Consider the following 24,757-nt stretch of genomic DNA (forward strand, 5'->3'; position numbering starts at 1 on the left):
TACCTCAGGCCCCCTTGGCCGCGGTGCGGACCAGGACGAGGCCGCCGTTCGGACCGGGAACCGCGCCCTTGATGAGCAGCAGACCCTTCTCCGCGTCAACGGCGTGGACGGTCAGGTTCTGGGTGGTGACACGCTCGTTGCCCATGCGACCCGCCATGCGGAGGCCCTTGAACACGCGGCCCGGGGTGGCACAGCCACCGATGGAACCGGGCGAGCGGTGCTTGCGCTGGGTGCCGTGACCGGCGCCGAGGCCCTTGAAGTTGTGACGCTTCATGACACCGGCGAAGCCCTTGCCCTTGCTCTTGCCGGTGACGTCGACCTTCACGCCGGCCTCGAAGACCTCGGCGGTGACTTCCTGGCCGAGGGTGTACTCGGAGGCGTCCGCCGTACGGATCTCGACAAGGTGGCGACGGGGGGTGACGTCGGCCTTCGCGAAGTGGCCCTTGAGGGGCTTGTTCACCTTGCGCGGGTCGATCTCGCCGAAGGCGATCTGGACCGACTCGTAGCCGTCGACGTCGTTGGTACGGACCTGGGTGACGACGTTGGGGCCGGCCTTGACGACGGTGACCGGAACAACACGGTTGTTCTCGTCCCACACCTGCGTCATGCCGAGCTTCTCGCCCAGGATGCCCTTGATCTGCTTAGCCATTCTCAGATCACCGGCCTCAGAGCTTGATCTCGATGTCGACACCGGCCGGGAGGTCGAGTCGCATCAGAGAGTCAACGGTCTTGGGGGTCGGGTCGAGGATGTCGATCAGGCGCTTGTGGGTGCGCATCTCGAAGTGCTCGCGCGAGTCCTTGTACTTGTGCGGCGACTTGATGACGCAGTACACGTTCTTCTCAGTGGGCAGCGGCACCGGGCCCGCGACCGACGCACCAGTGCGGGTCACCGTCTCGACGATCTTCTTCGCCGAGGAGTCGATGACCTCGTGGTCGTAGGCCTTGAGCCGGATGCGGATCTTCTGTCCCGCCATGGCTACTCAGTAGTCCTTCTCTGCACGCTCTGGAACCCGATGCCTACTTCTCTTCTCCGACCCACGCGGTCGGGCGTGTCGCGCTCCCGCTGACACAGATGCCCCTTGTTCGAACATCCCTGCGGGGAATGCACACGGCCCTTCCGGAACCGCAAGCCGGGGGCGGAAGGCCCACCGGGTGCCTGGCCGGTGCCGCACCGCACTTCCCGAAAGATTCCCGTACGTCCGCCCCAGTGCTGCCGTAGTGGCAGTTAGGACGACGAGTACTGTGGGACTCGCTTCCGGTCCCCCCGGCGGGAGGCGCGCAGCATCAACACTCGACCGAGCAACTCCGACAGTCTGCCACAGAGGGTGGGGGGCTGGCCAATCGGGCCCGGGAGCTTACCCCCGGAGTGACGCAGGTCAAACCCGGACCCGCCCGGCGGCGTTCCCGAGCGGGCCGGCCGGTTCCGGCCGCACCGTAATCCACTCGCCCGCGCTACCCCGGCACCCCTACGCTGAACAGGCACAACAGCTGTCACGGGGGACGTTCAGCATGCGTACGCACTATCCACGGACCCGGCATCTGCCCTGGTCGCCCGGAGCGACCGCCGACGACCTCCGGATCACCGACCTGTCCGGTCTGCGCGGTCGCGAGGTCGTCGTGACCGAGAAGCTCGACGGCGAGAACACCACACTTTACGCCGACGGCCTGCACGCCCGTTCGCTGGACTCGGCTCACCATCCCTCCCGTACCTGGGTCAAGGCACTCCAGGCCCGGATCGGCCACGCCGTCCCGGAGGGGTGGCGGGTGTGCGGGGAGAACATGTTCGCCCGGCACTCGATCGCGTACGACGACCTGGAGAGCTACTTCTACGGCTTCTCGGTCTGGGACGCGGAGGGCCGCTGCCTGGACTGGGACCGGACGGTGGTCTTCCTGCGCGGGCTCGGCGTTCCCGTTCCCCGGGTGCTGTGGCGCGGCGTGTTCGACGAGCGGGCGCTGCGCGCCCTGCGGCTGGATCCCGGGCGGCAGGAGGGCTACGTCGTCCGGGTCGCGGACGGGTTCGGCGCTCAGGAGTTCGGGGAGCGCGTGGCCAAGTGGGTACGGGCGGGACATGTGCGGACGGACACGCACTGGATGCACGCGGCCGTCGTCGTGAACGGGCTCGGGGCCGGGGCGGCCCTGTGGGCGGTGCGATCGGGGGCGGCCGTCGACGTGCGGGCGCTGGAGGAGGCCGTGGGGCTGCCCGGCGAGGGCGACGCACGGGCCGTCGGCCGCTTCGATCCGGCGGGGCGGTCCGGGGACGACCTGCTGGCCGGCGTCCTGGCCGCGTCGCTGCACGGGGTGCGGCGGGGTCGGCTGGCGGTACGGCTCGCCGCGGTGGCGGGCATACCGCTCGCCCGCCGGGTCGCCGACCTCGTGGGACTGCACCCGGCGCTGCACCGGCCGTATCCGGACGAGGACCGCCGGGCCGGTCTGGTACGCCTGTCGTACGCCGCCGACCTGGGCCTGCTGCACGCGGTCGCCCGGGCCACCGCGCACACGGACGCGGCGCGCGAGCAGGTGGAGTGGTCGGCCCTGCACGCCGAGGACGTAAGGAGCCCCGGGCTGCGGGAGGTGTTCGCCGGGCTGCCGGCCGACACGGCCGCCCGGTGCCGGGCCGAGGCCCGGGAGGCGTACGCGCTGGGGCGGATCGGCAGTGCCGACGAGGCCGTCGCCGCGACCTGGCGCTGGCGGTCCGGCGGGTTCCCGAAGCTGATCCAGACGGTCGGCCCGGCCGGCAGCGGCAAGAGCACCTTCGCACGGGGGCTCACGGGTGTGGACGCGTACGTCTCCCTGGACGACCTGCGCGAGGCGCGCGGCTCACGCGCCGACCAGCGGGCCAACGGCGAGGTCCTCCGTGAGGGGCTCGGGCGGCTGGACCGGGCCCTGGCCGGCGGCGGGACCGTGGTGTGGGACGCCACGTCCCTCACCAAGCAGCAGCGGTCGCTGGTGCACGGCATCGCCCACCGCCGCGACGCCCTGATCACGCACGCCGTGGCCCTGGTGGACGAGGACGAACTGGTACGGCGCAACACCCGCCGCGAGCACCCGGTGCCGCCCGACGTGCTCACCGGCCAGCTGCGGCGCTTCGTCCCGCCTTATCCCGGCGACGCCCATCGCACCTGGTACATCGGGGCCGCCGGGACCGTCGAGGAAGAGGTGTGACGCGTGCGGACGAGTGAGGAGATCTATCACCGGGTGCGCTGGGACGCGCGTTTCGACCCGGCCCGCTTCGTGCTCGGCGTCCGCCGGCGCGGCGCCGCGCCCAAGCGGGTCCCACTGCCCGCGTTCGTGCCCGGGGGCGAGATCCCCTGGCACCGGGTGCTGTTCATCGAGGCCGACGGCGAAGTGGTGTGGGACCGGGCCACGGGGGCGGACCGGATCGACGCGACGCAGGCCGGGCGCGTTCGCGAGGCCCGGCTGCTCCGGGCGCCGTTCTTCACGGCCCGTACGCCGTACGCGTGGGGCGGCGCGGACTGGGTGCCCGCGCCCTCGCGACGCGGGGACGCGTCCGGCGGTGCGTGGGGTGCCGGGGATGTGCGGGCGGGCGGGGGTGTGCGGGTCCTGACCTGGAACACGCTCTGGGACCGGTACGACGCCGACCGCATCGACACCGCCCGGCGCAGACCTCTCCTGTCGCGGGCCCTGCGCGACGCGGATGTGAACGTGATCGCGTTGCAGGAGGTCGAGGCGGAACTCCTCGCCCTGCTGCTGGGCGAGGAGTGGGTGCGGGCGGGCTGGACGCTGGGCACGGACCCGCGCGGGCGGGACGTCGACACGTGCGGTCTGCTGCTCCTGAGCCGGCTCCCCGTCATCGAGGCCGCGCACCATGAACTGGGCCCGCACAAGGCGGTGACCGCCCTCGTCGTGGAGGCGGGCGGACGTCCCGTGGTCATCGCGGCGACCCATCTGAGCAGCGACCACTCGGAGAACGGCGCCGACCGGCGCGAGGCCGAACTCACCCGCATCGCCGAGGGCCTGGCGGGCGTGGACGCCGATCTGCTCGTGCTGGGCGACTTCAACGACGGCGGCCACACACCGCAGCTGACGCTGGGCCTGCGGGACGCCTGGAGCGAGGTGCACGGCGCCGACGACACGACCCCGACCTTCGACCCCCGCAGCAATCCGCTGGCCGCGATCTCGTCACTGACGGGCCGGGCCTCGCGGCTGGACCGGGTGCTGCTGCGCGGCGAGGGGGTGCGGGCACGACGCGCCGAACTCCGCGGTGACGTGCCGTCGGCCGAGGGGACGTACATCTCCGACCACTACGGTGTCCTGGCCGAGCTCGCGGTGGGCGCTCCGGAGGCGGACGCCCTGGATTCCCTTGCCGAGGAACCGACACCGCGGACGGCGCTGGCATGGCTCCCGCCCGAGGAGCTGTGGGCCCCGCTGCAGGAGATCCGCCGGGACCACGACCCGCAGATCCACCGCTGGCCCCCGCATGTGAACCTGCTCTTCGGATTCGTACCGGAACACACCTTCGAACGGGCGGCAGCAGTGCTCGCGACGGCCGCCACCACTCCCTTCGACGCCCGGCTGGAAGGGGTGCAGTGGTTCGGCCACCGGGACGACGCGACCGTCTGGCTCGACCCCGCCGCCGCGGGTGAGGAGCCCTGGGCCGACCTGCACCGCACGCTCCTGCGCCACTTCCCCCGCTGCGGCGGCCGCCACACCGGCTTCACCCCCCACCTCAGCCTGGGCCGCACCACCGACCCGAACGCCCTGGCCGACGCCTGCGCGGCCCGGCTCGCCCCGATGCCGGTCAGGGTCGGCGAACTGGCGCTGCTCTCGCGGCGCGGGGACGAGCCGATGCGGGTGCGGGCCACGGTGACGCTGGGAACGGGCGAGGTGCGGTGGGCGCAGGAGGCCGCGCGGGACACGGCGCAGTGGGCGCAGGAGGCCGCGCGGGACGCGGCGCAGGACATGGTGGCGCGGGTGGCCGCGGAGACCACCCACCGCCTCGAGAAGGCGTTCTCCGACGGCGTCGTCCATGTCGTCGGCTCCCGGCGTATGGGCTGCGCACTGCCCGGTGCGGACCTGGACCTGGTCGCGGTGCTGCCCGACACGGTCGAACTCCGCGCCGTACGGGCGCGGTTGGCCGCTGCTCTCCCCGAGGCGACGGACGTGCGTGAGGTGGTCGGGGCCCGCGTACCCGGTCTGCGGCTGCGGATCGACGGGCTGGACGTGGACCTGGCCGTGGTCACCACGGGTTCGACGGACCCCGCCGAGGCGGTCACCCGCCGGGCCGAGCTGGGCGAGGCGGCCGCGCTCGCGCTCAGCGCGGTGAGCGACGCCGACGCGGTGCTGGCCTCGGTGGGCGGGCACGGGCCCGCCTTCGCCCGGCTGGCCACGCAGGTGAAGGCGTGGGCGAAGGCCCGGGGCCTGGACTCGGCTCCGTTCGGCGGTCTGCCGGGCCTGGCCTGGTCCGTCCTGGCCGCCCGCACCACGGCCGAGGCCGGCGACCTCGCGCCGGGCGATCTCCTACGGCACTTCTTCGCGACCTGGGCGGCCTGGGACTGGCGGGAACCGGTAGGCAGGACAACCGACCGAACCCCGCCCCTCCTCCCCCTCACCGTCATGACACCCTCCGCCCCCGTACGCCCCTGCACCGACCAGGTGACGGCGGGCATGCGTGACCTGGTGGCCCAAGAACTGTTCCGAGCCTGGGAGTTGCTGGAAGCAACCGCGGACCCCTACCCCCGGGCCGAACTCCTCGCCCCGCCCCCGCTGCACCGCCGCCACGCGGCCTGGGCGGTCCTGACGGTTCGCCCGGACGCGGACGAGGGCCGGGTGCGGGGCAGGATGCGAGCCCTCCTCACCGACCTCTCGGCATCGGTCCCCGACTGCCACGCCTGGCCCCGCCCCTTCACCACGAACCCGGTCCGCTACGCCATCGGCCTGGGCTCCGCCCCGCCGAGCGCCGGCCGGCTCGCGGCTCTCGCGGAGCGCCGGCTGCGCGGTCTGCCCGGGGTCACGCTGACGCGGGCCGAGGGAGGCGGGGTGCCGACCTTGCGCTGACGCTCGGCGTCGGACAGGGCGCGTCAGAATCCCCAGGGGTCGGGGGGAGGCTTGGCCGCGGGGTCCTCGGACCAGGTCAGGCGGGCCTCGATCTGGTCCCCGGCGAGCCCGAGGAGCCGATCGACGGCCCAGCCGTTCCACTGGACGGCACGAGGGAACTGCGGCAGCCGGAACGCAGGCAGCCGGGTCGGCAGGGCCTCGGGACGGTACACGGGCTTCTTGATCTCGCCGTTCCGCTTCGGCTTGGACGACCTGCGCTGATCGAGGCAGTCGACCACCTGATCGACGAGGTACAGGACGTAGTCGTCGCCCTTGCCGTTGCGGATCTCGACGGGTACCAGGTTCCCGGCCGACAGCAGTTCGTCCCCGAACCCCTCAGTCAGACGGCGGCTGAGCACGGGCGCTCCGGGACTGCCGCTGGGGAACTCACTCCTGGGAGTGCCGTCGTCGTCCAGCCATTCGGCACGCAGCCCGGTGGGTCGCTCCTCTTCGCTGCCCAGACGCTGCCAGCGCATGAGCCGGCTCTGGTCCGTCCCGTTCAGACGCAGCGTCGCGTAGTCGCTCAGGCTCGGCAGAAGCCGGTAGACCGCCGAGCCCCGTCGGGACATGCCAGACATCGCGTCACCATCCATACGGGCCAGGGGACCGGCCGATCGGGAGCGCCGCGCGTGCCGGGATCACAACGCCCACGGATCGGGGTGTGGAGCGGCCGAGGGCTCCGGTGACCACAGCAGGCGGGCCTCCAGACCGTCTCCGAGGATCTCGCCCAGCAGATCACGCATCCAGCCGGTCCAGCACACCGCGACGGGAAACTGCGGAACCCGGAACGCCGGCAACTCGGCAGGCACCGCCTCTGGACGGAAGACAATCTTCCGCATCTCTCCGGTGGCCTTCTTCGGCCGGTTCGACCTGCGAGTGTCCACGCAGTCCACGAGGGGCTCCACCACGTACAGGGCGTACTCGTCCGGGTCGGGGCCCGGTGTACGGACGGGGACCAGCCGCCCGGCCTGCTCCAGCCGCTCCTGCCCGACCCGGTCGACAAGGCGTCGGCTCAGGATCGGCGCACCCGGATAGTCGGAGGCGAACTCGGCCTTGCGCGCCTTGGGGTCACCGGTCCACTCGGCCTCGAACACGTCCGGCAGAGCGACCTGCGGTCCCTGGAACTGCCGGCGCTTGAGATCGATCAGTGAATCAGCCAGGCGCAGCGTCCGCAGGTTCCCCGTGCCGGCCAGGAGGCGGTACACAGCCGAAGGAACGGCAAGGGTGGGTGCGGAGGTCGAGTCAGCGGTCATGGAGTCGTCACGCGATCCATCGGAGCGGGTCAACGCCGCTCGGCCGCGTCGTCATCGCGTGTCGGTCGGCACCGTATGGGGGGGCGTCGAAGATGCCCCCGGCCCGCCGTCACCCACCCTGTCATCCGGCTGACGGCAGCTGCCAGCGCTGCCGTGGGGTCCAGGCGGCCGGGGCCAACACCACATAGGTGGTTTCCGGCGTCTTCGACGATCAGCACAGACTCTCCTCCACCAGGGGCAGAAGCTCGTCGAGCCCCAGCTCCCGGCTCCCGGACGCGTCCGAGAGCACCCACGTACCGTTGCGGTCCCACTGCACGCGCCGTACGTCACCCGCGTGGTTCTCGTACTCCACGAACCCGCCGGGAGCATCCCTCAGCTCCGGGATCTCGGCCAGCAGGACCTCGGGCCGGGCCAGGGCCCGTCCCGGGTTGTTGCTGCCTCCCCCGGTACGCGGGTTGTCGAAGCGCATCTTCAGGAACGGCACGGGTCCACGGCCGATGTCTGCGGTGGGCAGCATCTTGTGATACCTGGCCTCCGCCTCCTCCAACGTCTCCCGCCCGGAGAACTCGCACCGGTACGCGGGAAAGACGATGGTGGTCACGGACGTGAGGTCGGGGTTCTGGACCCGGTGGTGACCGTGCACCTCGGGAACGGTGGCCGCGACGGCGTCGTAGGCGTACCCGGGCGCTTCGAAGCCGCCGACGAAGGTCAGGAAGCGCCCCTCGGCGATCAGCTCCGGCTCGTGCGCGCGGGCGAAGGCAAGCACCGCGGCCGCCAGCGCGTCGTCGTGTCGGCGGACCTGGTTCATCTGGAGAAGCCGGGTGCCGTCGCCGGTCAGCGCCCCCGCGAAGTTCAGCACCGGGTTCAGACGCCACGTCCAGGCGCGTTCCAGGCCGTCGATCGGCGTGGCCCGCGGGAACGCGGTGACGGTGGACTGCAGATCCATGGTTCCTTCCGGGGGGTCCGGGATCGGTTGTGGGCCGTCGGGCCCGGTCTTCAGCGGCAGGAGTAGTTGTCGCCCGTGTCCTGTCGGTATCGCGCGTCCATCAGCGCCCCGCCGCGGGAGTTCTTGCTCTTGTCCATCGCTTCCATCTTGCTGGCGTCGTTGTAGAAGTCGTTCCGGGTGGCCCGGCCGGTGTCGTAGCCGGTGCTGTTCCAGTGATCCACGACGGGCTGTGTGTGCTCGTACGTGACCGTCTCATGGAACGGTTTCGAGCCGGGGTTCTTCGGGTCCCAGATGATGTCACCCTTGGAGTCGAACCAGGTGAGGTCCTCGCGCGGAATCTTGTTGCCCTTCGAGTCGACGGGCCTCGCGTCCTGGTCCACGCCTTCGAGCGTCCAGTTCTTGGCCATCTCGTCGTGGGTCGACTCCCGGTAACTGGAGGGGTACTCGCTCTTCCTGTTGTGCGCGGTCTCCGGTGCGTCGGGATCGCGCGCGTACTGGCCGTTGTCCTCGTCCCGGTACAGGCCGAGCGGGTCGATCCACCGGTAGGGGTTGGACACGTAGGCGGTGTCGTTGGCGGCGGGCAGCAGCCCGAGTGGATCGGGAGTCGTGTAGTGCCCGGTCTCCGGGTCGTAGTGACGGTGACGGTTGTAGTGCCATCCGGTCTCGGCGTCGGCGTACTGGCCGGGAAAGCGCAGGGGGCAGGTGACCGCGTCCGCCGATTCCGCCGAACCGCCGGACTGTGCCCCCATCGGCAGGCCCCACAGCGTGGTGAGGCGCTTCCAGGCCAGCTCACCGTCGGGTGAGACGAGTTCGGCGGGCGCTCCCGACAGATCGGTGATCACCGCGTGGAAGCGGGTGTCCTCGTGGGCACGATCCGGCCGGTGGTCGATCTGCGTCAGCGGCAGGTGGGTGCCCGGGGCGTAGTCCCACGAGGTCACCTGTCCACTCGTCGTGACCTGCTCGGCGAGCCGTGCTCCGTCCCAGGTGAAGCGCGTCTCCTCGGAGACGGTCCCGTCCGCGGCGAAACGCTGCTTCGCCACTCTGCGGCCCTCCGCGTCGTAGAGGTAGCGCCAGGCCGTGCCCTCCGGCGTCACGGTGCCGACGAGCTGGCTCTGGCTGTTCCAGGCGAACGTGCGCACGCGTTTCTGCCCGTTGAGCAGCCGGCGTACCGACCGGACAATGCGTCCGTCGGAGTCCCGTTCGTAGCTGGTTCGGCCACTGCGGCGGATCAGGGTTCCCGTGAAGTCCCGGTCCCTGTCGTCTGCGCCGGTCACCGGTGTCGAGGCCTGGACCAGATTCCCGAGGTCGTCGTAGGCGTAGCTCTCCGTCCAGTCGCGCGCGTGGACGGCGGTGACGCGTCCGCCGGCGTCGAGGTCGAACCGCCGGGTGCCGCTGGTCAGCTCACGCAACTCCGTCAGGTAGCCGTCGGCACGGTAGGCGTAGCTGCGGTGCTGGAGCAACGTCTCCGCGCCTTCCGGGTGCCGGGAGAGCGTCTGGGACGTGAGCCGGTTGGCCTCGTCCCAGGACTGGCCGAGCGTGATCCCGGGGCCAAGGCTGCGGGCGGTCTCCCGGCCTGCGGCGTCGAACCGGAAGCCGATGCGGTGGCCCGCGGCCTCCAGGCCGTCGGGACGCCCCGCCGCGTCGTAGGTCCACGTGGAGACGATCCCGGAAGGCGTCCGACGTTCGACCCGGCGGCCGAGTGCGTCGTATCGGAAGGTGGTGGTACGGCCGTCGACACTCTCCGAGACGAGCCTGCCGACCGGGTCGTAGGCTCGGTCGACCCTGACCTCGGGCCCGGTCTGTTCGACCAGTTGCCCCTGCCTGTCATACCGGAGCACCGTGGTCTGGCCGTCGTGCCGGACGGAGGTCGTGCGGCCCAGGGCGTCCCTGCCGAAGGAGACGGTCTCGCCGGCGCCGTTGGTGGCGGCCGTGAGCCCTCCCATGGCGTTCACCTCGTAGCTGAGCGTGCGCCCGTTGAAGTCGGTCTCCGCGATCACCCGGTTCACCGCGTCGTAGGCGTAGTCCCAGGTGGCACCCTGAGGATTGGTCACCTGGACCAGGTTCAGCTCGGTGTCATAGGTGAACGTGTACCGCGAGCCGTCGGGGCGGGTCCGGGCGGCGGCGAGCTGGAAGTGCGTGGGCGTGTAGGTGCTGGTGTTGCCGGCCTCGTCGGTGTATTGCACGAGGTTTCCGGCAGGGTCCCACTCGAAGCGTTCCGCGGGTGCGTCACCGGTCTGCCGCCAGGAGAGCCGCCCCTCGACGGTCCATCCGAACCGGGTGACCTGCCCCAGCGCCCCGGTGAGAGCCGTCGTCCGGCCGAAGGAGTCGTACTCGGCCGTCGAGACGCTGCCGAGCGGGTTCGTGAGCCGGACCGGCAGCCCCACGGCGTTCCCGACCGCCGTGTGCCGGTTTCCCAGGGCGTCGGTGACCTCTGTCAGGAATCCGGTCGCGTCGTAGGAGTAGCGGGTTTCGGCGCCGAGCGGGTCGCGGGTGGCGGTCCGGTTTCCTCGTTCGTCGTAGCTGTGCTGCCATGTGACGCCGTCCTCCTCGGTCACGGAGACCGGCAGGTGGAGATCGTTGTAGGCGGCGGACGCGGACGTGCCGTCGGGACGGGTGATTCTGGTGATGTTGCCGACGGTGTCGTAGGCGTAGCCGAAGATGTTTCCCAGGGCGTCGGTGCGGCTCACCAGCCGGTCCGACTCGTCCCACTCGTTGTGTACGGTCGCGCCGAGCGGATCGGTGGTGGAGATGAGTTGCAGTCGCTCGTTGTGCCGGTAGACGGTGGTACGGCCGAGGGAGTCGGTGTACCGGGTGGCACGGGCCTTCGTGTCGTACTCGATGGCGCAGTCGAGCACGCCGTCCACGCCCTCGCCCCGGACGACACGGTCGTGGTCGTCGTAGGTGTAGCGGTACCAGGAGCCGTTCCGGTCGGTCCGGGACTCGATTCTTCCGGCGAGGTCGTAGGCGAAGGTGAAGGGCTCTCCGGTGGAGTCGTGGATCTCCGTGAGGTCCCCGGCCTCGTCGTAGCCGAACCGCAGCATCGTGGTGCCCGCGGGGCCGTCGGCGGGGTTGCGCAGAGCGAGCCGGACAATGCGGCCGCTGCGGGTGTCGATGTCGAGGTGGTAGCCGCCGGAGTGCCGTATCGCCACGGGCGCGCCGTCGGGAGCACGGTCGAAGTGGACGCGGTTGCCGTTGCGGTCCGATATCGCGGCCAGCGGCAGGGTGAACGCCGATTCGTTCTGACTCCCGCTCGCCGACGGGGAGAAGTGTCGGGTGATCCCCGTCTTGGGATCGGTGACCCGAAGCTCTCCAGGGTGTTCGTCGTCCGAGGTCAGGGGCCAGCGAGGCCCCGCCACCGGCAGCGCCGGACCCTCGGCATCCGGAACCGGATAGCAGAGGATCATTCCGTCCTCGGTGGCGAACAGCACTCCGTCCTCGTCCACTTCCAGCCGCTCGTCGAGGGTGGAGGCCCATGACTCGCCGAACCAATTGCCCCAGTGGTAGGTGGACAGGTGCGTCCGGCGAAGAATGACGGGAAGCACGCCAGGCAGACCCACGTCGGTCTGCTCGATGAGCATCTCGCCGGAGACCATGTCGACGGGGTCGCCGTTCTTGCACCTCCCCTTGCCTGGTTTGCTCTTCTCAAGGACGTCCTCGGCTCCCTTGCGCAGGTCCTTGCCGAGTCCTCTGCTCATGGCCTTGAGGCCGCCCTTGAGGAACTTCATCTCCTTTACGCCCTTGGCGAGCTTGCCAAGGCTGGTGATGCCCTTGCCGCCGGGTATGCAGTCCAGCGCGGCGAACGCCACATCCCACAGCGACGCTTGGCCCTTGGAGTATTTGTAGAGCGTGTCCGCGAGCACGACGAGGGCGGCGACCAGCACGATCGCGCCGAGGATGGGCCCGCCGATGATCATCGCGATGATCCCGACGACGGCGACGACGACCTTGCAGACGGTGACGATGGTGTCCCAGTTGTCCTCGAACCAGTGCCCGACGTCCTGCCACCAGTGCCGGTTCGGTATCCCCGCATCCGACGCCTCGTCGATCTTCCGCTTCGCCTCACCCGCCGCGTCGTCACGCATCTTCCGCGCGTCCTCGGCCATCTTCTTCGCGGCATCGAGGGCGTTCTGGGCAGTGGTGACGTCCGACTGGGCCTGAGTGTGCGCGGACTTGGCGCTCTGCACGTCCCGGGTGGCGGCCCGCACCTTGCCCTCGTCCGGCTTGTCGGCGTCCGACTTGCTGCCGGTGGGGTCGTCCTTGTACTTGTCGGCTTCCTTGGTGGCCCGGGTCACCCACGAATCGGCCGAGGAGAGCCGGGACTTGGCGGAGGACAGGTCCGACTGGGCCTCCTTGGCCTTGACCAGGGCCTTGTCGGCCAAGGCCTGAGCCCGCTCCAGCTTCGGCCAGTAGTCCGCAAGCGCATCGCCGCACATCTCGTACGACTTCTTCAGCTTCTTCAGGTTCTTCGGAACGTCCTTGAACTGCTCCTTGAACACCTCCGCCGACTTCCCGGCCCACTGCAGGAGGGTGTCCTCGCCGGCCATGCCCTTGACCAGACGCAGGGCGTCGGAGACGTCGTCGGCGAAGGTGTGGAGCTGTGCTGCGAGGGTGCGGACGCGCTGCGGGTCACCGGGGGTCGGGTCTCTGTCGAGGTCGAGTGGATGCCAGTCCGCCGGTCGGTACCCCGCCATGTCCCCGCAACCCCCGTCACGTTTGCCCCGTCAACAACCTTGTGCACACGCGAACTTACAAGGAACGGCCGTTCGAGGTGAAGACCGACGGTCGAGTCGGCCGTGCCGGCAGGGGCTCAGCGTCGGCGTCCGCGCAAGGTCCGCCGGCCGTCCTGGACGGCGTCCACGGAGCGGAGCCACCAGTGCTCCAGCGTGCCGCGCACGGTCACGTACACCCACCGGCGCTTGAACCACGGCGGCAGGTCCCGGAACGGCACGAAGGTGAGCGTGTCGCCGATCGCGTCCCCGGCCGGACCGTCCGGCCCCTCGGCGTGCAGCGCGGCGAACAGCTCGGGGGTCAGCCGGCGGTTGAGGCGGGCCGCGGTGCCCGCCGCGGTGCAGGCGTAACCCCGCTCCTCCTGGTCCGGGAGTCTCATCGCCCTCACGATCCGGGGAGACGCCTCCTCCAAGGGACAGTTGAGAGCCAGCCCGATCACCGCCGTGCCAAGACGATCCTCGCCGCGCTCGAACGCGGCGTCCCACTCCGCAGGGTCGGCGACCCCCAGCAGACCCTCGCCGGTCCGCCACCGCGCCTCCCACCGCAAAGGGTCAGTCCGCGAACCGGAACGTCGACGTGATCGCGTCGAAGATGTCGAAGAAGGAGTCAGCGAGGTCGAGGACCTGGCTGCTGCCGGCCACCAGGGCGACCTTGCCCTCCTGGCCGGGGACCGGGATGAAGGTCTGCATCAGGATGGCGCGGATCGTGCGGCCCAGGCTGTCCTCGGGGATCGGGATGTCCTCGATGCCGTAGGTGCGGGCGGCGGGGCCGACGCCGGGGATGTCGACGGTCGTCACCTTGCGCCAGGAGTCGCCCTCCCGGTGGGCCTCCTTGGGGGCGAGCTGGGCGGCGATGGCGGCCGGGTCGTTGGAGAGCGGCGCGCCCTCGCGGGTACGGCCGCCGACCAGCGACACCGTGACCGAGCCCGTGATCGGCGTGTCCCCGCCGAAGCTCTCCGCCATGCAGCCGCAGTACATCGCGCCCGACTTCCACGCGTCGGCCGCGGACTTGCGCAGGAAGCCGACGTACGTGTCCCGGTACTGCGCCAGCTCCGGGTGCTGGGCGATGCGCTCGTTCACCATCCGCCGGATCGAGTCGTCCCGCGACTCCGGCCGCACGTCGAACTCCCACCACGACTCCGGCACCTTGATCCGGAAGCCGCCGCGCTCGATCGTGAGCGTCTCCATGTAGCGGGCCATGCTGTACGCCACCCCTCCCCCGATGATCTGATATACGGTGCGGCCCAGACTACGAGACGCGCGAACGGGGGACGGTCACGTGGGCAACGGCAAGAGCGATCTCGCCATACCGTTGAGCGAGCTTGAGGACTACGGCCGCAAGCTGCGCTCCATCAAGGAACGTCTCAACCACACCAAGAAGATGTTCGAGTCCTACAAGGACGACGTCGGCAGCGGCACGGTCTACGACGCCCTCGACGACTTCGAGTCCAACTGGCACGACGGCCGCGAGGACATCACCAAGCAGATCGACTCCCTCGCCGACATGTCCGACACCGTGGTCCGCGAATTCAAGAAACTGGACGACGACCTCGCGAAGAAAGCGAAGGACGCGGTGCGACCGGAGGGTCAGCAGCAACAGGGTGGTGGCGGGAACAAGGCGGAGTAGAGGGCCCTGGGCCCTCCCTCACGTCGGTCGCGGTGACTCCGGCGGCGGAGGTCCGTTTCGACGCCTCACGGGTGAGCTGACCTGCCGACGTCGTCCACGTCCACGTTCCAGGCCTTCGGCAGGTCGCTGCCGCAGAAGACGCAGACGAAGTCGCCCTCCCGGACGATGTTGTGCTCCGCGCAGGCCGGGCAGCGGCGGAACACCACCTCGTGGGTGAAGGCGGCGGGTCGGCGGAGCGGGATGCCGTCGAGAGCGCGGGCCACCGCGGGCCACGACGTGACGTCGGGGCAGTAGCCCGTCGACTGGTTGCTGACCTCGCTCGCCGCCCACTGACCCGCCTCGCGCACGAAGGTGATCTCCCCGGCGCCGAGTACGGCCGCTCCGCCCGCGCAGGCCACGTGTTCGCTGCGGCGGGGCGCGAGACATAGCAGCCCGTCGGCGCCGACGACGTACGTGAACGGCTCGGCCAGCTCCGCGGGTGACTGCCGTGCGGCCCACGACTCGAAGTCGGCCACGGAGGCGATCCGGGTGCCGGGTCCGCCCCTGGATCGCCGTGCCATGACGGCGAGTTCGGCGGGGCCGACGTAGCGGTAGCCGCGCTCCGGCGGGCCGCCGCCGAGCAGTTCCTCCAGCGTCCCGTCGTACGACCGGAGCCCCGCCTTGACGTGCTCCGCAGTGGACGAGTCCGGGCGGAGCACCGACGGCAGATGGGCGACTCGCCACATGCGGTGGACGTGGTGCGGGGTGACGTTCCCGGCCGGGTCCGCCAAGGCGCCGGCGGCGGTGAGGATCTCGATGACCTGAGGCGCACCGGCAGCGGCGTCCGTACCCGCGTCGAGGGCCATCCGCACCAACATGTTCAGGAACTCGGTCAGTTGGAGGTCAGCCGCCATGCGGCACATGCGGCGTACGACCGGCGGCGACGGGTCGTGCAGGCTCTCGGCCCCCGTCACTCCGGCCGACCAGAGGACGAGGAGTGGCGCGGACAGGTCGTAGTCGCGGAAGTAGGCCATCTCGTCGGCGATCGCCGTCGCCTCGTCGTAGTCGAAGGCGCAGAGCGCGCAGACCGCGGCGAAGAGGCGGTCCCACTGCTGCCGTCTGCCCGCCAGGAACGCGCCGACCGAGACATCCGCGAACGACCAGGTGCCGGTGGCGTTCAGCGCGCCCACCGCGACGGCCGCCCCCAGCGGCGCGAACAACTCGCGGGCGTACCTCACTCGCCGGCGGCGGCCGCGTGGGAGAGGAAGGCCGTCCAGGTGGCCGGCGGGAAGGTGAGGTGGGGACCGCGGGAGGTGGTCGCGGTGTTCTTGGAGTCGCGGATGTGGACGGTGGCGGGGCTGACGGCGACTTCGACGCAGGAGTCGCCTTCACTGCCACTGCTGTAGCTGCTCTTGAACCACGTCAGACCGGAGGCGTCCTCGGCCGTGGTCGTGCGGGTCATGTCTCCCCCAGCAGTTGTTCGATGAAGGCAGTCGACTCACGTGGCGTGAGCGCCTGCGCCCGGATGATGCCGTACCGCAGTTCAAGGATACGGAGTTGCTTCGCATCGGACACCGGTCGGCCGTTGGCCACTGCTACCGAACGCCCCACCGCCGAGCCGTCCTCGGACTTCAGCACCTCGATTCCGCCGTCGACCCCCGCGTGCTCCTCACGGTCCATCGGCATCACCTGAAGCTCGACGTTCCGCAACTGCGCAGCTTCCAGGAGGTGTTCCAGCTGCTGACGGAGCACCGCCCGCCCGCCGAGCGGACGCCGAAGCGTCCACTCCTCCAGAACGAAGCTGAGTTCGGGCGCCGGGTCCCGCTCGAAGACGGCCTTACGGGCCACGCGCGCGGCGATGAACCGCTCCACCTCGTCCCCGGTGTACGCCGGGCGACGCATGAGGAGCAGTCCTCGCGCGTACTCAGGTGTCTGCAACAACCCGTGGATGTTGAGCGGGTCGTAGAGCTGGAGCTCCACCGCCCTCGCCTCCAGCTGCGCCAGGTCCCGCACCTTCTTGGGGTACCGGACCCGCCGCACGTCCTCCTTCATCGCCGAGAGCAGCCCACCCGCCCCCAGCACCTCGTCCGCCCTGTCCAGATACTCCGGCCGCGGAATCCGCTTCCCACCCTCGATTTTGTAGACCATGTCCTCGCCGTACCCGACCGCCACCCCGAACTCGGCGGCCCGCATCCCCACCGCCTCCCGCCGCAGCTTCAGCTGCCGCCCGACGGTCGCGATGACCGCGACACCCCAGTCGTCATCGGGATCCACCTCCCAACCCGGCTCGTCCGCCTCGCTCCTGAGCCGCGCCACCGCGCCGTCCACACTCATCCCGCACCCCTCCGTCGTACGACCGTGCCTCGACGACGCCCTACCCGTACGCCCGTGTCCGACGGCCCGGACAGCGCCGGACAAGCAGCGGACAGTGACCGTACGCAACGGCTCCGTCACTGTTCACGGTAGGCACGAGCGGCCACGCTGAGTGATGTGAACCAGGAAATCTCCACCCCCCTCGACTGCCCGATCCGCAACTTCAGCGTGCTGCTGTCGCCCACCCGCAGAGGGGCCCGGCTGGCGCGACTGCTGGCGACCGAGCAACTGCGGTCGTGGGGGCTGCCGTCGGAGGACGTGGCGTACGTCGTCGCGGAACTGGCGGCCAACGCGTCGACGCACGGGCGGACGGCGGGCCGGGGTTTCCGGCTGCTGATGTACGTCGTCGGGAACACGGTCCGCATCGAGGTGACGGACACCTGCGAGGAGCGCCACCCTCGCCTCCAACTCCCCTCCGGGGAGGACGAGAACGGCCGCGGGCTGGTGATCGTGGAGGCCCTCGCCGACCGCTGGGGCGTCTCCCTCGGGCCCCGCCCCCGCAAGACCGTCTGGGCCGAGCTGACCGTCACGCGGTCCGCCGCGGGACGGTGACGCCCGCCGCCAAGTAGTGAAAAAACCCAGGGAAATCCCCCTCCCCAACCCCACCCGCCTCCCCGCCGCCGCCCGTCACCCGTCACCCGTCACCCGTCACCCGTCACCCGTCACCCGTCACCCTGCGGAGTGAACATGGCCAACTGGGCTGGATTCGGTGCCGGTTGCCCGGCATATGCTCGCCGCGACAACACCGAGTGACGGCCGGGGCAACACACGGTCACCCGTCACTCGCGACGCACATACGACGGCCCCCGGCCGGGACTAGCGATCCCGATCGAGGGCCTGACCACCTAGGAAGACTGCAACTTCCCGATGGATGCAGAGCACACTAGCGCGCCCTCGCGCGCCAGGTCAGCCGTTCCCGGCTCGAACCCCTCGTACGGGGTGACCCACGTCAACGTCCGGCTCGAGCTCACCGAACAAGGCCTGGGCAAGACTCCCGCCGCGGACCTTTGGAGGCACCTCATGGCCGTCGACCTCTCCATCTTCCAGTCCCAGACGGCCCAGGCCCTGCGCGCCGAAGGCCTCTTCGAAGGCCTCTCCGAAGCCCTCCTCGTCGTCCTCAGCGGCCGTGGCATCGACGTCAGCGACGAAGCCCGCGACCGCATCACCACCTGCGACGACCACGACACCCTCACCACGTGGCTGACCCGCGCCGCCACAGCCACCACCACGACCGAACTCTTCGCAGACACAGAGAGGTAGGCAGCCCGAGCGAAAAGGCAGGTTAATCTCCGGTTGCCGCCAGGGCGCGTTGGGGCCGTACCGGTCCACGTCCCCGCAGTCGATGTGCGGCTGGGCTGGAAGCCCCGCCGTTTGCCGCGCCACCTGCGAGTCGAAGCGGTCGGCCAAGGCGAAGCCTCGCTACAAAGCCTGCTCTGCCTGCGCGGCGAGGGAGTTGATCGCGGCCCTGCCTTGCCGTGCGTACAGCAGGTCGGTGAACTCGGCCGTCCGCAGCGCGTACAGGTTCGCGGTCGCCGTCACCTCGTACCCGACCAGCTCGAACCACGCGTCCTGGAAGTTCTGGCGGCCGTACCGGCACTCCCGCCCGGCGAGCCGGCCGAAGGTCCAGTGGTCCGGATTCCACGCGTAGGTGAGGAAGAACTCCGTCGGGAGCTCGTTCCCCTTCAGGTCGGTCGCCCACGTTGGCCACCCACAGGCCGTGGTTGCCGCAGGCGCGGGCCTGGTGGAGCTGGTCCCGGACATTGCGTAGGTTCGCGGTGCCGACCCACTTGTAGTTGCGGCCCGCTCCGACGTAGTCGAAGTGGTAGTGGGGGGACGGATCGTACGCGACGAATACCTTCGAAGCGGTGCTGTCAGACCGGGCCGGTAGCCTCCGGCCATGACGACCCGTACGACGCCGCCCCGCCCTCTGGACATCACCGCGGTCTTCCCCGAACTGGCTCCGCTCGCCCGCACCGCCGTCCGCCTGCATCCCCGCGCCGGTGCGCCCACCGCGGCCGGCAGTTCCGTCGGCGGGCCCCTGCTGTGGCCGGCCGAGGAGCCGTGGCCGACCTGTCCGGAACATGCGGGTCCCTGGCAGCACGGTGTGGCGCCGGACGATGTCCACGTCGGCCGGCGTGTCCTGCGCAAGGCCTGGGCCCGGCCGCACGCCGAGGGCGCCGACCTGTTGACCGAGGAGGAGCGCACGCTGGTCGACCGGGGGACCACGCCGTACCGGGCAGCCCTGGACGGGCCGGTGCCGCTGGTGCCGGTCGCGCAGATACGTGCCGCGGATGTGCCGACGCTGCCCCGGCCCGAGGGCGCCGATCTGCTCCAGGTGCTGTGGTGCGCCTTCGACCATCCCGAGGACGACTACTCGCCGAGGGTCGAGCTGCGTTGGCGCCGGGCCGCCGATGTCGTGACCGCGCTCGCCGCTCCCCCGCGGCCCGCCGTCATCGGCAGCGACGACTATCTGCCCGAGCCCTGTGTGCTGCACCCCGAGACCGTCACGGAGTACCCGGCCCCGCACGAGCTGCCTCAGGGGCTGGCGGACCGGATCCACGAGTGGGAGGAGGGCATCGAGGGCGAGGACGAGGAGCCGGGGGTCTGCTACCAGTACGACCTGGCCGTCGCCCCGGGATGGAAGCTCGGGGGACACGCGCCCTGGAGTTTCTCCGACCCGTTCCCCATGGCCTGCGCCGAGTGCGGCGCCGGGGTGCGGCCCCTGCTCACGATCGACGGCACCGAGTGGGACGGTGGCAGCGGCAGCTGGGCACCGGTGGAGGACGCGGGATACACCGGCTACCACTTCCTCGGACCGGCGCTGGACACGCAGATCACCATCGGGCGCGGCTACACCCTCCAGGTGTACGTGTGCGAGGCGTCGTACGACCATCCGCCCGTGCAGAACATGCAGTGAGGTCCTGCCGAAGCAGCAAAGAGGCCCGTACGACCGGAGTCGTACGGGCCCCTTCAGACCTGCCTGGTCAGCCCTTGCGGGCCGAGATCACTTGTTGATCTTGGTGACCTGGCCGGCGCCGACCGTGCGGCCACCCTCGCGGATGGCGAACTTCAGGCCCTCTTCCATGGCGACGGGCTGGATGAGCTCCACCTTCATCTCGGTGTTGTCACCCGGCATGACCATCTCGGTGCCCTCGGGGAGGGTCACGACGCCGGTCACGTCCGTCGTACGGAAGTAGAACTGCGGACGGTAGTTGTTGAAGAACGGCGTGTGGCGGCCACCCTCGTCCTTGGAGAGGATGTAGGCCTGCGCCTCGAACTCGGTGTGCGGGGTGACCGAGCCCGGCTTGATGATGACCTGGCCGCGCTCGACGTCCTCGCGCTTGATGCCACGGAGGAGCAGACCGACGTTCTCACCGGCCTGGCCCTCGTCGAGCAGCTTGCGGAACATCTCGATGCCGGTGACCGTGGTGGTGGTCTTCTCGGTCTTGATGCCGATGATGTCGACGGTCTCGTTGACCTTGAGGACACCACGCTCGATACGACCGGTGACGACGGTGCCACGACCGGTGATCGTGAAGACGTCCTCGATCGGCATCAGGAACGGCTTGTCGACGTCACGCTCGGGCTGCGGGATGTTCTCGTCGACGGCGGTCATGAGGTCGAGCACGGACTGCGTCCACTCGGCGTCGCCCTCCAGCGCCTTCAGCGCGGAGACACGGACGACCGGCAGGTCGTCGCCCGGGAACTCGTACTCGGAGAGGAGCTCACGGACCTCGAGCTCGACGAGCTCCATGATCTCCTCGTCGTCCACCATGTCGGCCTTGTTCAGGGCGACGACGATGTACGGAACGCCGACCTGGCGGGCCAGGAGCACGTGCTCCTTGGTCTGCGGCATCGGGCCGTCGGTGGCGGCCACGACCAGGATCGCGCCGTCCATCTGCGCGGCACCCGTGATCATGTTCTTGATGTAGTCCGCGTGACCGGGGCAGTCGACGTGCGCGTAGTGACGGGTCTCCGTCTGGTACTCGACGTGCGCGATGGAGATCGTGATACCGCGCTGACGCTCCTCGGGCGCCTTGTCGATGTTGTCGAACGCGGTCGCCTCGTTCAGGTCCGGGTACGCGTCGTGCAGCACCTTGGTAATGGCGGCCGTGAGGGTCGTCTTACCGTGGTCGATGTGACCGATGGTGCCGATGTTGACGTGCGGCTTAGTCCGCTCGAACTTCGCCTTCGCCACTGGGGTCCTCCTGTGGAGTGGTTCTGTACGCCTGGGTTCAGTCGGCGCCAGGTGATCTTTGCTGTTGGGTCCCGGGCCCCGGGTCGTTCCGCCACGAATGCGGAGGAACGACCCGTGAGGCTCCGGGGTCAAGCCTAAGGCGTCTGTGCGCGCCGCGTTGAACGCGGTACTTACTCGCCCTTGGCCTTCGCGATGATCTCCTCGGCGACGTTCCGCGGAACCTCGGCGTAGGAGTCGAACTGCATGGAGTAGCTGGCCCGGCCGGACGTCTTGCTGCGCAGGTCGCCGACGTAACCGAACATCTCCGAGAGGGGCACGAGGCCCTTCACGACGCGGGCACCGGCCCGCTCCTCCATGGCCTGGATCTGACCACGGCGGGAGTTGATGTCGCCGATGACCTCACCCATGTAGTCCTCGGGCGTGGTGACCTCGACGGCCATCATCGGCTCAAGGAGCACGGGGGACGCCTTGCGCGCGGCCTCCTTGAAGGCCTGCGAACCGGCGATCTTGAAGGCGAGCTCGGAGGAGTCGACCTCGTGGTAGGCACCGTCGTGCAGGATCACGCGGACACCGGTCATCTCGTAACCGGCGAGGATGCCGAACTGCATGGCCTCCTGCGCACCGGCGTCCACCGAAGGGATGTACTCCTTCGGGATACGGCCACCGGTCACCTTGTTCACGAACTCGTACGACGTGTCGCCACCCTCGAGCGGCTCGATGCCGATCTGCACCTTCGCGAACTGACCGGTACCACCGGTCTGCTTCTTGTGGGTGTAGTCGACGCGCTCGACGGCCTTGCGGATCGTCTCGCGGTACGCCACCTGCGGCTTGCCGACGTTGGCCTCGACCTTGAACTCACGGCGCATACGGTCGACCAGCACCTCGAGGTGCAGTTCGCCCATGCCGCCGATGATGGTCTGGCCGGTCTCCTCGTCCGAGTGGACCTGGAAGGACGGGTCCTCCTCGGCCAGGCGCTGGATCGCGACGCCGAGCTTCTCCTGGTCGCCCTTCGACTTGGGCTCGATGGCGACCTGGATGACCGGGGCCGGGAAGTCCATGGACTCCAGGATCACCGGCTGCTTGTCGTCGCACAGCGTCTCACCGGTCGTGGTCTGCTTCAGACCCATGACGGCGATGATGTCGCCGGCGCCCACCGACTCGATCTCCTCACGCTTGTTCGCGTGCATGCGGTAGATCTTGCCGATGCGCTCCTTCTTGCCCTTGACGGAGTTCAGCACGGCGGTGCCGGACTCCAGGCGGCCCGAGTAGACCCGGACGAAGGTGAGCTTGCCGAGGTGCGGGTCGCTCATGATCTTGAACGCCAGCGCGGACAGCGGCTCGTCGTCGGACGGCTTGCGCTTGACGACCTCCTCCGGGTCGTTCACGGCGTGGCCCTCGATGGCCTCGACGTCGAGCGGGGAGGGGAGGTAGCGCACGACCGCGTCGAGCAGGGGCTGAACGCCCTTGTTCTTGAACGCGGTACCGCAGAACACCGGGGTGACGGTGGTGCCGTCGGACTTGCCGGACGCGATGGTGATACGACGGATCGCGGCGTACAGCTGCTCCTCGGAGGGCTCCTCGCCCTCCAGGTACAGCTCCATGATCTCTTCGTCGTTCTCGGCCACGGCCTCCAGAAGCTTGCCGCGGTACTCCTCGGCAGCCTCGGTGTGGGTGGCCGGGATGTCGACGACGTCGTACATCTCGCCCTTGGTGGCCTCGGCGGACCACACGAGCGCCTTCATGCGGACGAGGTCCACGACGCCCTGGAAGTCGGCCTCGGCACCGATCGGGAGCTGCATGACGATCGGCTGCGCGCCCAGGCGGTCGCTGATCATGTCGACACAGCGGTGGAACTCGGCACCGGTCCGGTCGAGCTTGTTGACGAAGCAGATACGCGGCACGCCGTAGCGGTCCGCCTGACGCCACACCGTCTCGGACTGCGGCTCGACACCGGCGACGCCGTCGAACACCGTCACGGCACCGTCGAGCACGCGCAGCGAGCGCTCCACCTCGACGGTGAAGTCGACGTGGCCCGGGGTGTCGATGATGTTGATGGTGTGGTCGACGTCTTCCAGCGGCCAGTGGCAGGTGGTGGCAGCAGAGGTGATCGTGATGCCACGCTCCTGCTCCTGCTCCATCCAGTCCATGGTGGCAGCGCCGTCGTGGACCTCACCGATCTTGTACGACACACCGGTGTAGAACAGGATCCGCTCGGTGGTGGTCGTCTTGCCCGCGTCGATGTGGGCCATGATCCCGATGTTGCGGACCTTGGCCAGGTCAAGTGAAGTGGTAGCCATAAGGCTTCGGTCTTCTCTCGGTCTCGATGGGGGTAGCGACTACCAGCGGTAGTGCGCGAAGGCCTTGTTGGACTCGGCCATCTTGTGCGTGTCCTCGCGCTTCTTGACGGCCGCACCGAGGCCGTTCGAAGCGTCGAGAAGCTCGTTGAGCAGACGCTCGGTCATGGTCTTCTCGCGACGGGCGCGGGAGTAGCCGACCAGCCAGCGCAGCGCCAGGGTGTTGGCACGGCCGGGCTTGACCTCGACCGGCACCTGGTAGGTGGCGCCACCGACGCGGCGGGACTTGACCTCAAGCGTGGGCTTGATGTTCTCCAGCGCGCGCTTGAGCGTGATGACCGGGTCGTTGCTGGTCTTCTCGCGCAGGCCCTCCATGGCGCCGTACACGATGCGCTCGGCGGTGGAGCGCTTGCCGTTCAGCAGCACCTTGTTGATGAGCGACGTGACAAGAGGAGAACCGTAGACCGGGTCGATGATGACCGGGCGCTTCGGGGCAGGGCCCTTACGAGGCATTCTTACTTCTCCTTCTTGGCGCCGTAGCGGCTGCGGGCCTGCTTGCGGTTCTTGACACCCTGGGTGTCGAGCGAGCCGCGGATGATCTTGTAGCGAACACCGGGCAGGTCCTTCACACGGCCGCCGCGCACGAGCACGATGGAGTGCTCCTGCAGGTTGTGTCCCTCACCCGGAATGTAAGCGGTGACCTCGATCCCGCTGGTCAGACGCACACGCGCGACCTTACGCAGGGCCGAGTTCGGCTTCTTCGGGGTGGTCGTGAACACACGCGTGCAGACGCCGCGACGCTGAGGGGAACCCTCGAGTGCGGGCGTCTTGTTCTTCTCGACCTTGTCCTGCCGGCCCTTGCGGACCAGCTGCTGGATCGTAGGCACTACTTCTCCGGTTTCTGTGTGCCGAATGGTGAAGCTAACCTGGAACATCGCCGACCCACGCGGTCGGGTGTGTCGGATTCCGTGGGCTCCTGCCGCGAGGCAGAAGGGGGCGCGGATCGCGGTGGCCACTTCGTCACTCCGGTGCGGTTTGAAGGCACGCACGAGGATCAGGGCACACCCCAGGCACAAGGTCTGAGCGTACCCAGCGCATTCACTCCGGTCAAAACAAAAGAAGGGGGACCGGTTGCGGGGGACGTGAGCTGCGGTTTTGAGTTGCCTCCCGATATACCACGGAGACGAACGACACGCGAACGGAGAGCGGCGCGAGCCGACGCCGATCGGATGCACGGCTGTGCGACGCTGATCAGATCTTCTGATCGCCGGTCCCCTTCGACGCTCCCCTCGGGACGCGGGGAACC

At 69.6% G+C, this 24,757-nt stretch carries 21 protein-coding genes and 1 pseudogene; 6 read left to right on the top strand and 16 right to left on the bottom strand.

The window, feature by feature from the left end:
• Positions 1-4: 4 nt before the first annotated feature.
• Positions 5-649, bottom strand: a complete 645-nt coding sequence (gene rplC, locus AB0472_RS37845; protein WP_062706771.1) for a 50S ribosomal protein L3 — start codon at positions 647-649, stop codon at positions 5-7.
• A 16-nt stretch (positions 650-665) separates the two neighbouring features.
• Positions 666-974, bottom strand: coding sequence for a 30S ribosomal protein S10 (rpsJ, locus tag AB0472_RS37850; protein ID WP_003948644.1), 309 nt, complete (start codon positions 972-974; stop codon positions 666-668).
• Positions 975-1,509: 535 nt separating this feature from the next.
• Between rpsJ and AB0472_RS37855 the strand changes: the two genes are divergently transcribed.
• Together AB0472_RS37855 and AB0472_RS37860 are read left to right on the top strand one after the other, a co-directional pair.
• Positions 1,510-3,162: an RNA ligase family protein gene (locus tag AB0472_RS37855; RefSeq protein ID WP_366363542.1), complete on the top strand. Its 1,653-nt coding sequence runs from the start codon at positions 1,510-1,512 to the stop codon at positions 3,160-3,162.
• Between the two features lie 3 nt (positions 3,163-3,165).
• A complete protein-coding gene (locus AB0472_RS37860; protein WP_366363544.1) occupies positions 3,166-6,015 on the top strand; it encodes a poly(A) polymerase in 2,850 nt (949 codons plus the stop codon).
• A gap of 23 nt (positions 6,016-6,038) precedes the next feature.
• On the opposite strand, the gene AB0472_RS37865 is transcribed toward AB0472_RS37860, so the two are convergent.
• The 6 genes from AB0472_RS37865 to AB0472_RS37890 all read right to left on the bottom strand — a co-directional run bounded on the left by AB0472_RS37865 (position 6,039) and on the right by AB0472_RS37890 (position 14,180).
• Positions 6,039-6,632 carry a hypothetical protein gene (locus AB0472_RS37865; protein WP_366363546.1) on the bottom strand — a complete coding sequence of 198 codons (594 nt, stop codon included), beginning with the start codon at positions 6,630-6,632 and terminating at the stop codon, positions 6,039-6,041.
• A gap of 60 nt (positions 6,633-6,692) precedes the next feature.
• Positions 6,693-7,307: a hypothetical protein gene (locus AB0472_RS37870; protein WP_366363548.1), complete on the bottom strand. Its 615-nt coding sequence runs from the start codon at positions 7,305-7,307 to the stop codon at positions 6,693-6,695.
• A gap of 211 nt (positions 7,308-7,518) precedes the next feature.
• The gene (locus AB0472_RS37875) at positions 7,519-8,253 is read right to left on the bottom strand and encodes a hypothetical protein (RefSeq protein ID WP_366363550.1); all 735 of its coding nucleotides are present in this window, start codon (positions 8,251-8,253) and stop codon (positions 7,519-7,521) included.
• A gap of 50 nt (positions 8,254-8,303) precedes the next feature.
• A complete protein-coding gene (locus tag AB0472_RS37880) occupies positions 8,304-12,944 on the bottom strand; it encodes an RHS repeat-associated core domain-containing protein (protein WP_366363552.1) in 4,641 nt (1,546 codons plus the stop codon).
• A gap of 116 nt (positions 12,945-13,060) precedes the next feature.
• The gene (locus tag AB0472_RS37885; RefSeq protein ID WP_366363554.1) at positions 13,061-13,360 is read right to left on the bottom strand and encodes a hypothetical protein; all 300 of its coding nucleotides are present in this window, start codon (positions 13,358-13,360) and stop codon (positions 13,061-13,063) included.
• 172 nt (positions 13,361-13,532) lie between these two features.
• On the bottom strand, positions 13,533-14,180 hold the full coding sequence (locus AB0472_RS37890) for a hypothetical protein (protein WP_093499654.1): 648 nt from the start codon (positions 14,178-14,180) through the stop codon (positions 13,533-13,535).
• Positions 14,181-14,259: 79 nt separating this feature from the next.
• Here AB0472_RS37890 and AB0472_RS37895 point away from each other — a divergent pair, with 79 nt between their 5' ends.
• Positions 14,260-14,607, top strand: coding sequence for a hypothetical protein (locus AB0472_RS37895; RefSeq protein ID WP_181802795.1), 348 nt, complete (start codon positions 14,260-14,262; stop codon positions 14,605-14,607).
• Between the two features lie 65 nt (positions 14,608-14,672).
• Here AB0472_RS37895 and AB0472_RS37900 read toward each other — a convergent pair whose 3' ends face one another.
• From AB0472_RS37900 to AB0472_RS37910, 3 genes are all read right to left on the bottom strand, one after another.
• Positions 14,673-15,167, bottom strand: coding sequence for a hypothetical protein (locus AB0472_RS37900; protein WP_366363605.1), 495 nt, complete (start codon positions 15,165-15,167; stop codon positions 14,673-14,675).
• 653 nt (positions 15,168-15,820) lie between these two features.
• On the bottom strand, positions 15,821-16,048 hold the full coding sequence (locus AB0472_RS37905; protein WP_366363557.1) for a DUF397 domain-containing protein: 228 nt from the start codon (positions 16,046-16,048) through the stop codon (positions 15,821-15,823).
• Entirely contained in the window at positions 16,045-16,920 is an 876-nt protein-coding gene (locus AB0472_RS37910) for a helix-turn-helix transcriptional regulator (protein WP_366363559.1), read from the bottom strand. Before AB0472_RS37910 ends, AB0472_RS37905 begins: the two co-directional genes overlap by 4 nt.
• A gap of 156 nt (positions 16,921-17,076) precedes the next feature.
• On the opposite strand from AB0472_RS37910, the gene AB0472_RS37915 reads away from it, so the two are divergent.
• Positions 17,077-17,511, top strand: a complete 435-nt coding sequence (locus AB0472_RS37915; RefSeq protein ID WP_366363561.1) for an ATP-binding protein — start codon at positions 17,077-17,079, stop codon at positions 17,509-17,511.
• A gap of 468 nt (positions 17,512-17,979) precedes the next feature.
• The gene (locus AB0472_RS37920; protein WP_366363607.1) at positions 17,980-18,219 is read left to right on the top strand and encodes a hypothetical protein; all 240 of its coding nucleotides are present in this window, start codon (positions 17,980-17,982) and stop codon (positions 18,217-18,219) included.
• A gap of 24 nt (positions 18,220-18,243) precedes the next feature.
• On the opposite strand, the pseudogene AB0472_RS37925 reads toward AB0472_RS37920, so the two are convergent.
• Positions 18,244-18,787 (bottom strand): annotated as a pseudogene (locus AB0472_RS37925) (glycosyl hydrolase 115 family protein); the annotation flags it as partial.
• A 69-nt stretch (positions 18,788-18,856) separates the two neighbouring features.
• Between AB0472_RS37925 and AB0472_RS37930 the strand changes: the two are divergent.
• Positions 18,857-19,876, top strand: a complete 1,020-nt coding sequence (locus AB0472_RS37930) for a hypothetical protein (protein WP_366363563.1) — start codon at positions 18,857-18,859, stop codon at positions 19,874-19,876.
• Between the two features lie 87 nt (positions 19,877-19,963).
• On the opposite strand, the gene tuf is transcribed toward AB0472_RS37930, so the two are convergent.
• The 4 genes from tuf to rpsL all read right to left on the bottom strand — a co-directional run bounded on the left by tuf (position 19,964) and on the right by rpsL (position 24,338).
• The gene (tuf, locus tag AB0472_RS37935; RefSeq protein ID WP_093499665.1) at positions 19,964-21,157 is read right to left on the bottom strand and encodes an elongation factor Tu; all 1,194 of its coding nucleotides are present in this window, start codon (positions 21,155-21,157) and stop codon (positions 19,964-19,966) included.
• 170 nt (positions 21,158-21,327) lie between these two features.
• Positions 21,328-23,454, bottom strand: a complete 2,127-nt coding sequence (fusA, locus tag AB0472_RS37940; protein WP_351957571.1) for an elongation factor G — start codon at positions 23,452-23,454, stop codon at positions 21,328-21,330.
• A 39-nt stretch (positions 23,455-23,493) separates the two neighbouring features.
• Entirely contained in the window at positions 23,494-23,964 is a 471-nt protein-coding gene (gene rpsG, locus AB0472_RS37945; protein WP_007384059.1) for a 30S ribosomal protein S7, read from the bottom strand.
• 2 nt (positions 23,965-23,966) lie between these two features.
• Entirely contained in the window at positions 23,967-24,338 is a 372-nt protein-coding gene (rpsL, locus tag AB0472_RS37950; RefSeq protein WP_003948652.1) for a 30S ribosomal protein S12, read from the bottom strand.
• Positions 24,339-24,757: the final 419 nt, after the last annotated feature.

The organism is Streptomyces sp. NPDC086777, assembly GCF_040702065.1.
Lineage (GTDB): Bacteria > Actinomycetota > Actinomycetes > Streptomycetales > Streptomycetaceae > Streptomyces.

Bases quoted from the DNA above. Each gene is read 5' to 3' on its own strand.
- rplC (WP_062706771.1), bottom strand. From the start codon at position 649: ATGGCTAAGCAGATCAAGGGCATCCTGGGCGAGAAGCTCGGCATGACG.
- rpsJ (WP_003948644.1), bottom strand. From the start codon at position 974: ATGGCGGGACAGAAGATCCGCATCCGGCTCAAGGCCTACGACCACGAG.
- AB0472_RS37855 (WP_366363542.1), top strand. From the start codon at position 1,510: ATGCGTACGCACTATCCACGGACCCGGCATCTGCCCTGGTCGCCCGGA.
- AB0472_RS37865 (WP_366363546.1), bottom strand. From the start codon at position 6,632: ATGTCTGGCATGTCCCGACGGGGCTCGGCGGTCTACCGGCTTCTGCCG.
- AB0472_RS37870 (WP_366363548.1), bottom strand. From the start codon at position 7,307: ATGACCGCTGACTCGACCTCCGCACCCACCCTTGCCGTTCCTTCGGCT.
- AB0472_RS37875 (WP_366363550.1), bottom strand. From the start codon at position 8,253: ATGGATCTGCAGTCCACCGTCACCGCGTTCCCGCGGGCCACGCCGATC.
- AB0472_RS37880 (WP_366363552.1), bottom strand. From the start codon at position 12,944: ATGGCGGGGTACCGACCGGCGGACTGGCATCCACTCGACCTCGACAGA.
- AB0472_RS37885 (WP_366363554.1), bottom strand. From the start codon at position 13,360: ATGAGACTCCCGGACCAGGAGGAGCGGGGTTACGCCTGCACCGCGGCG.
- AB0472_RS37890 (WP_093499654.1), bottom strand. From the start codon at position 14,180: ATGGCCCGCTACATGGAGACGCTCACGATCGAGCGCGGCGGCTTCCGG.
- AB0472_RS37900 (WP_366363605.1), bottom strand. From the start codon at position 15,167: ATGGCACGGCGATCCAGGGGCGGACCCGGCACCCGGATCGCCTCCGTG.
- AB0472_RS37905 (WP_366363557.1), bottom strand. From the start codon at position 16,048: ATGACCCGCACGACCACGGCCGAGGACGCCTCCGGTCTGACGTGGTTC.
- AB0472_RS37910 (WP_366363559.1), bottom strand. From the start codon at position 16,920: ATGAGTGTGGACGGCGCGGTGGCGCGGCTCAGGAGCGAGGCGGACGAG.
- AB0472_RS37920 (WP_366363607.1), top strand. From the start codon at position 17,980: ATGGCCGTCGACCTCTCCATCTTCCAGTCCCAGACGGCCCAGGCCCTG.
- AB0472_RS37930 (WP_366363563.1), top strand. From the start codon at position 18,857: ATGACGACCCGTACGACGCCGCCCCGCCCTCTGGACATCACCGCGGTC.
- fusA (WP_351957571.1), bottom strand. From the start codon at position 23,454: ATGGCTACCACTTCACTTGACCTGGCCAAGGTCCGCAACATCGGGATC.
- rpsG (WP_007384059.1), bottom strand. From the start codon at position 23,964: ATGCCTCGTAAGGGCCCTGCCCCGAAGCGCCCGGTCATCATCGACCCG.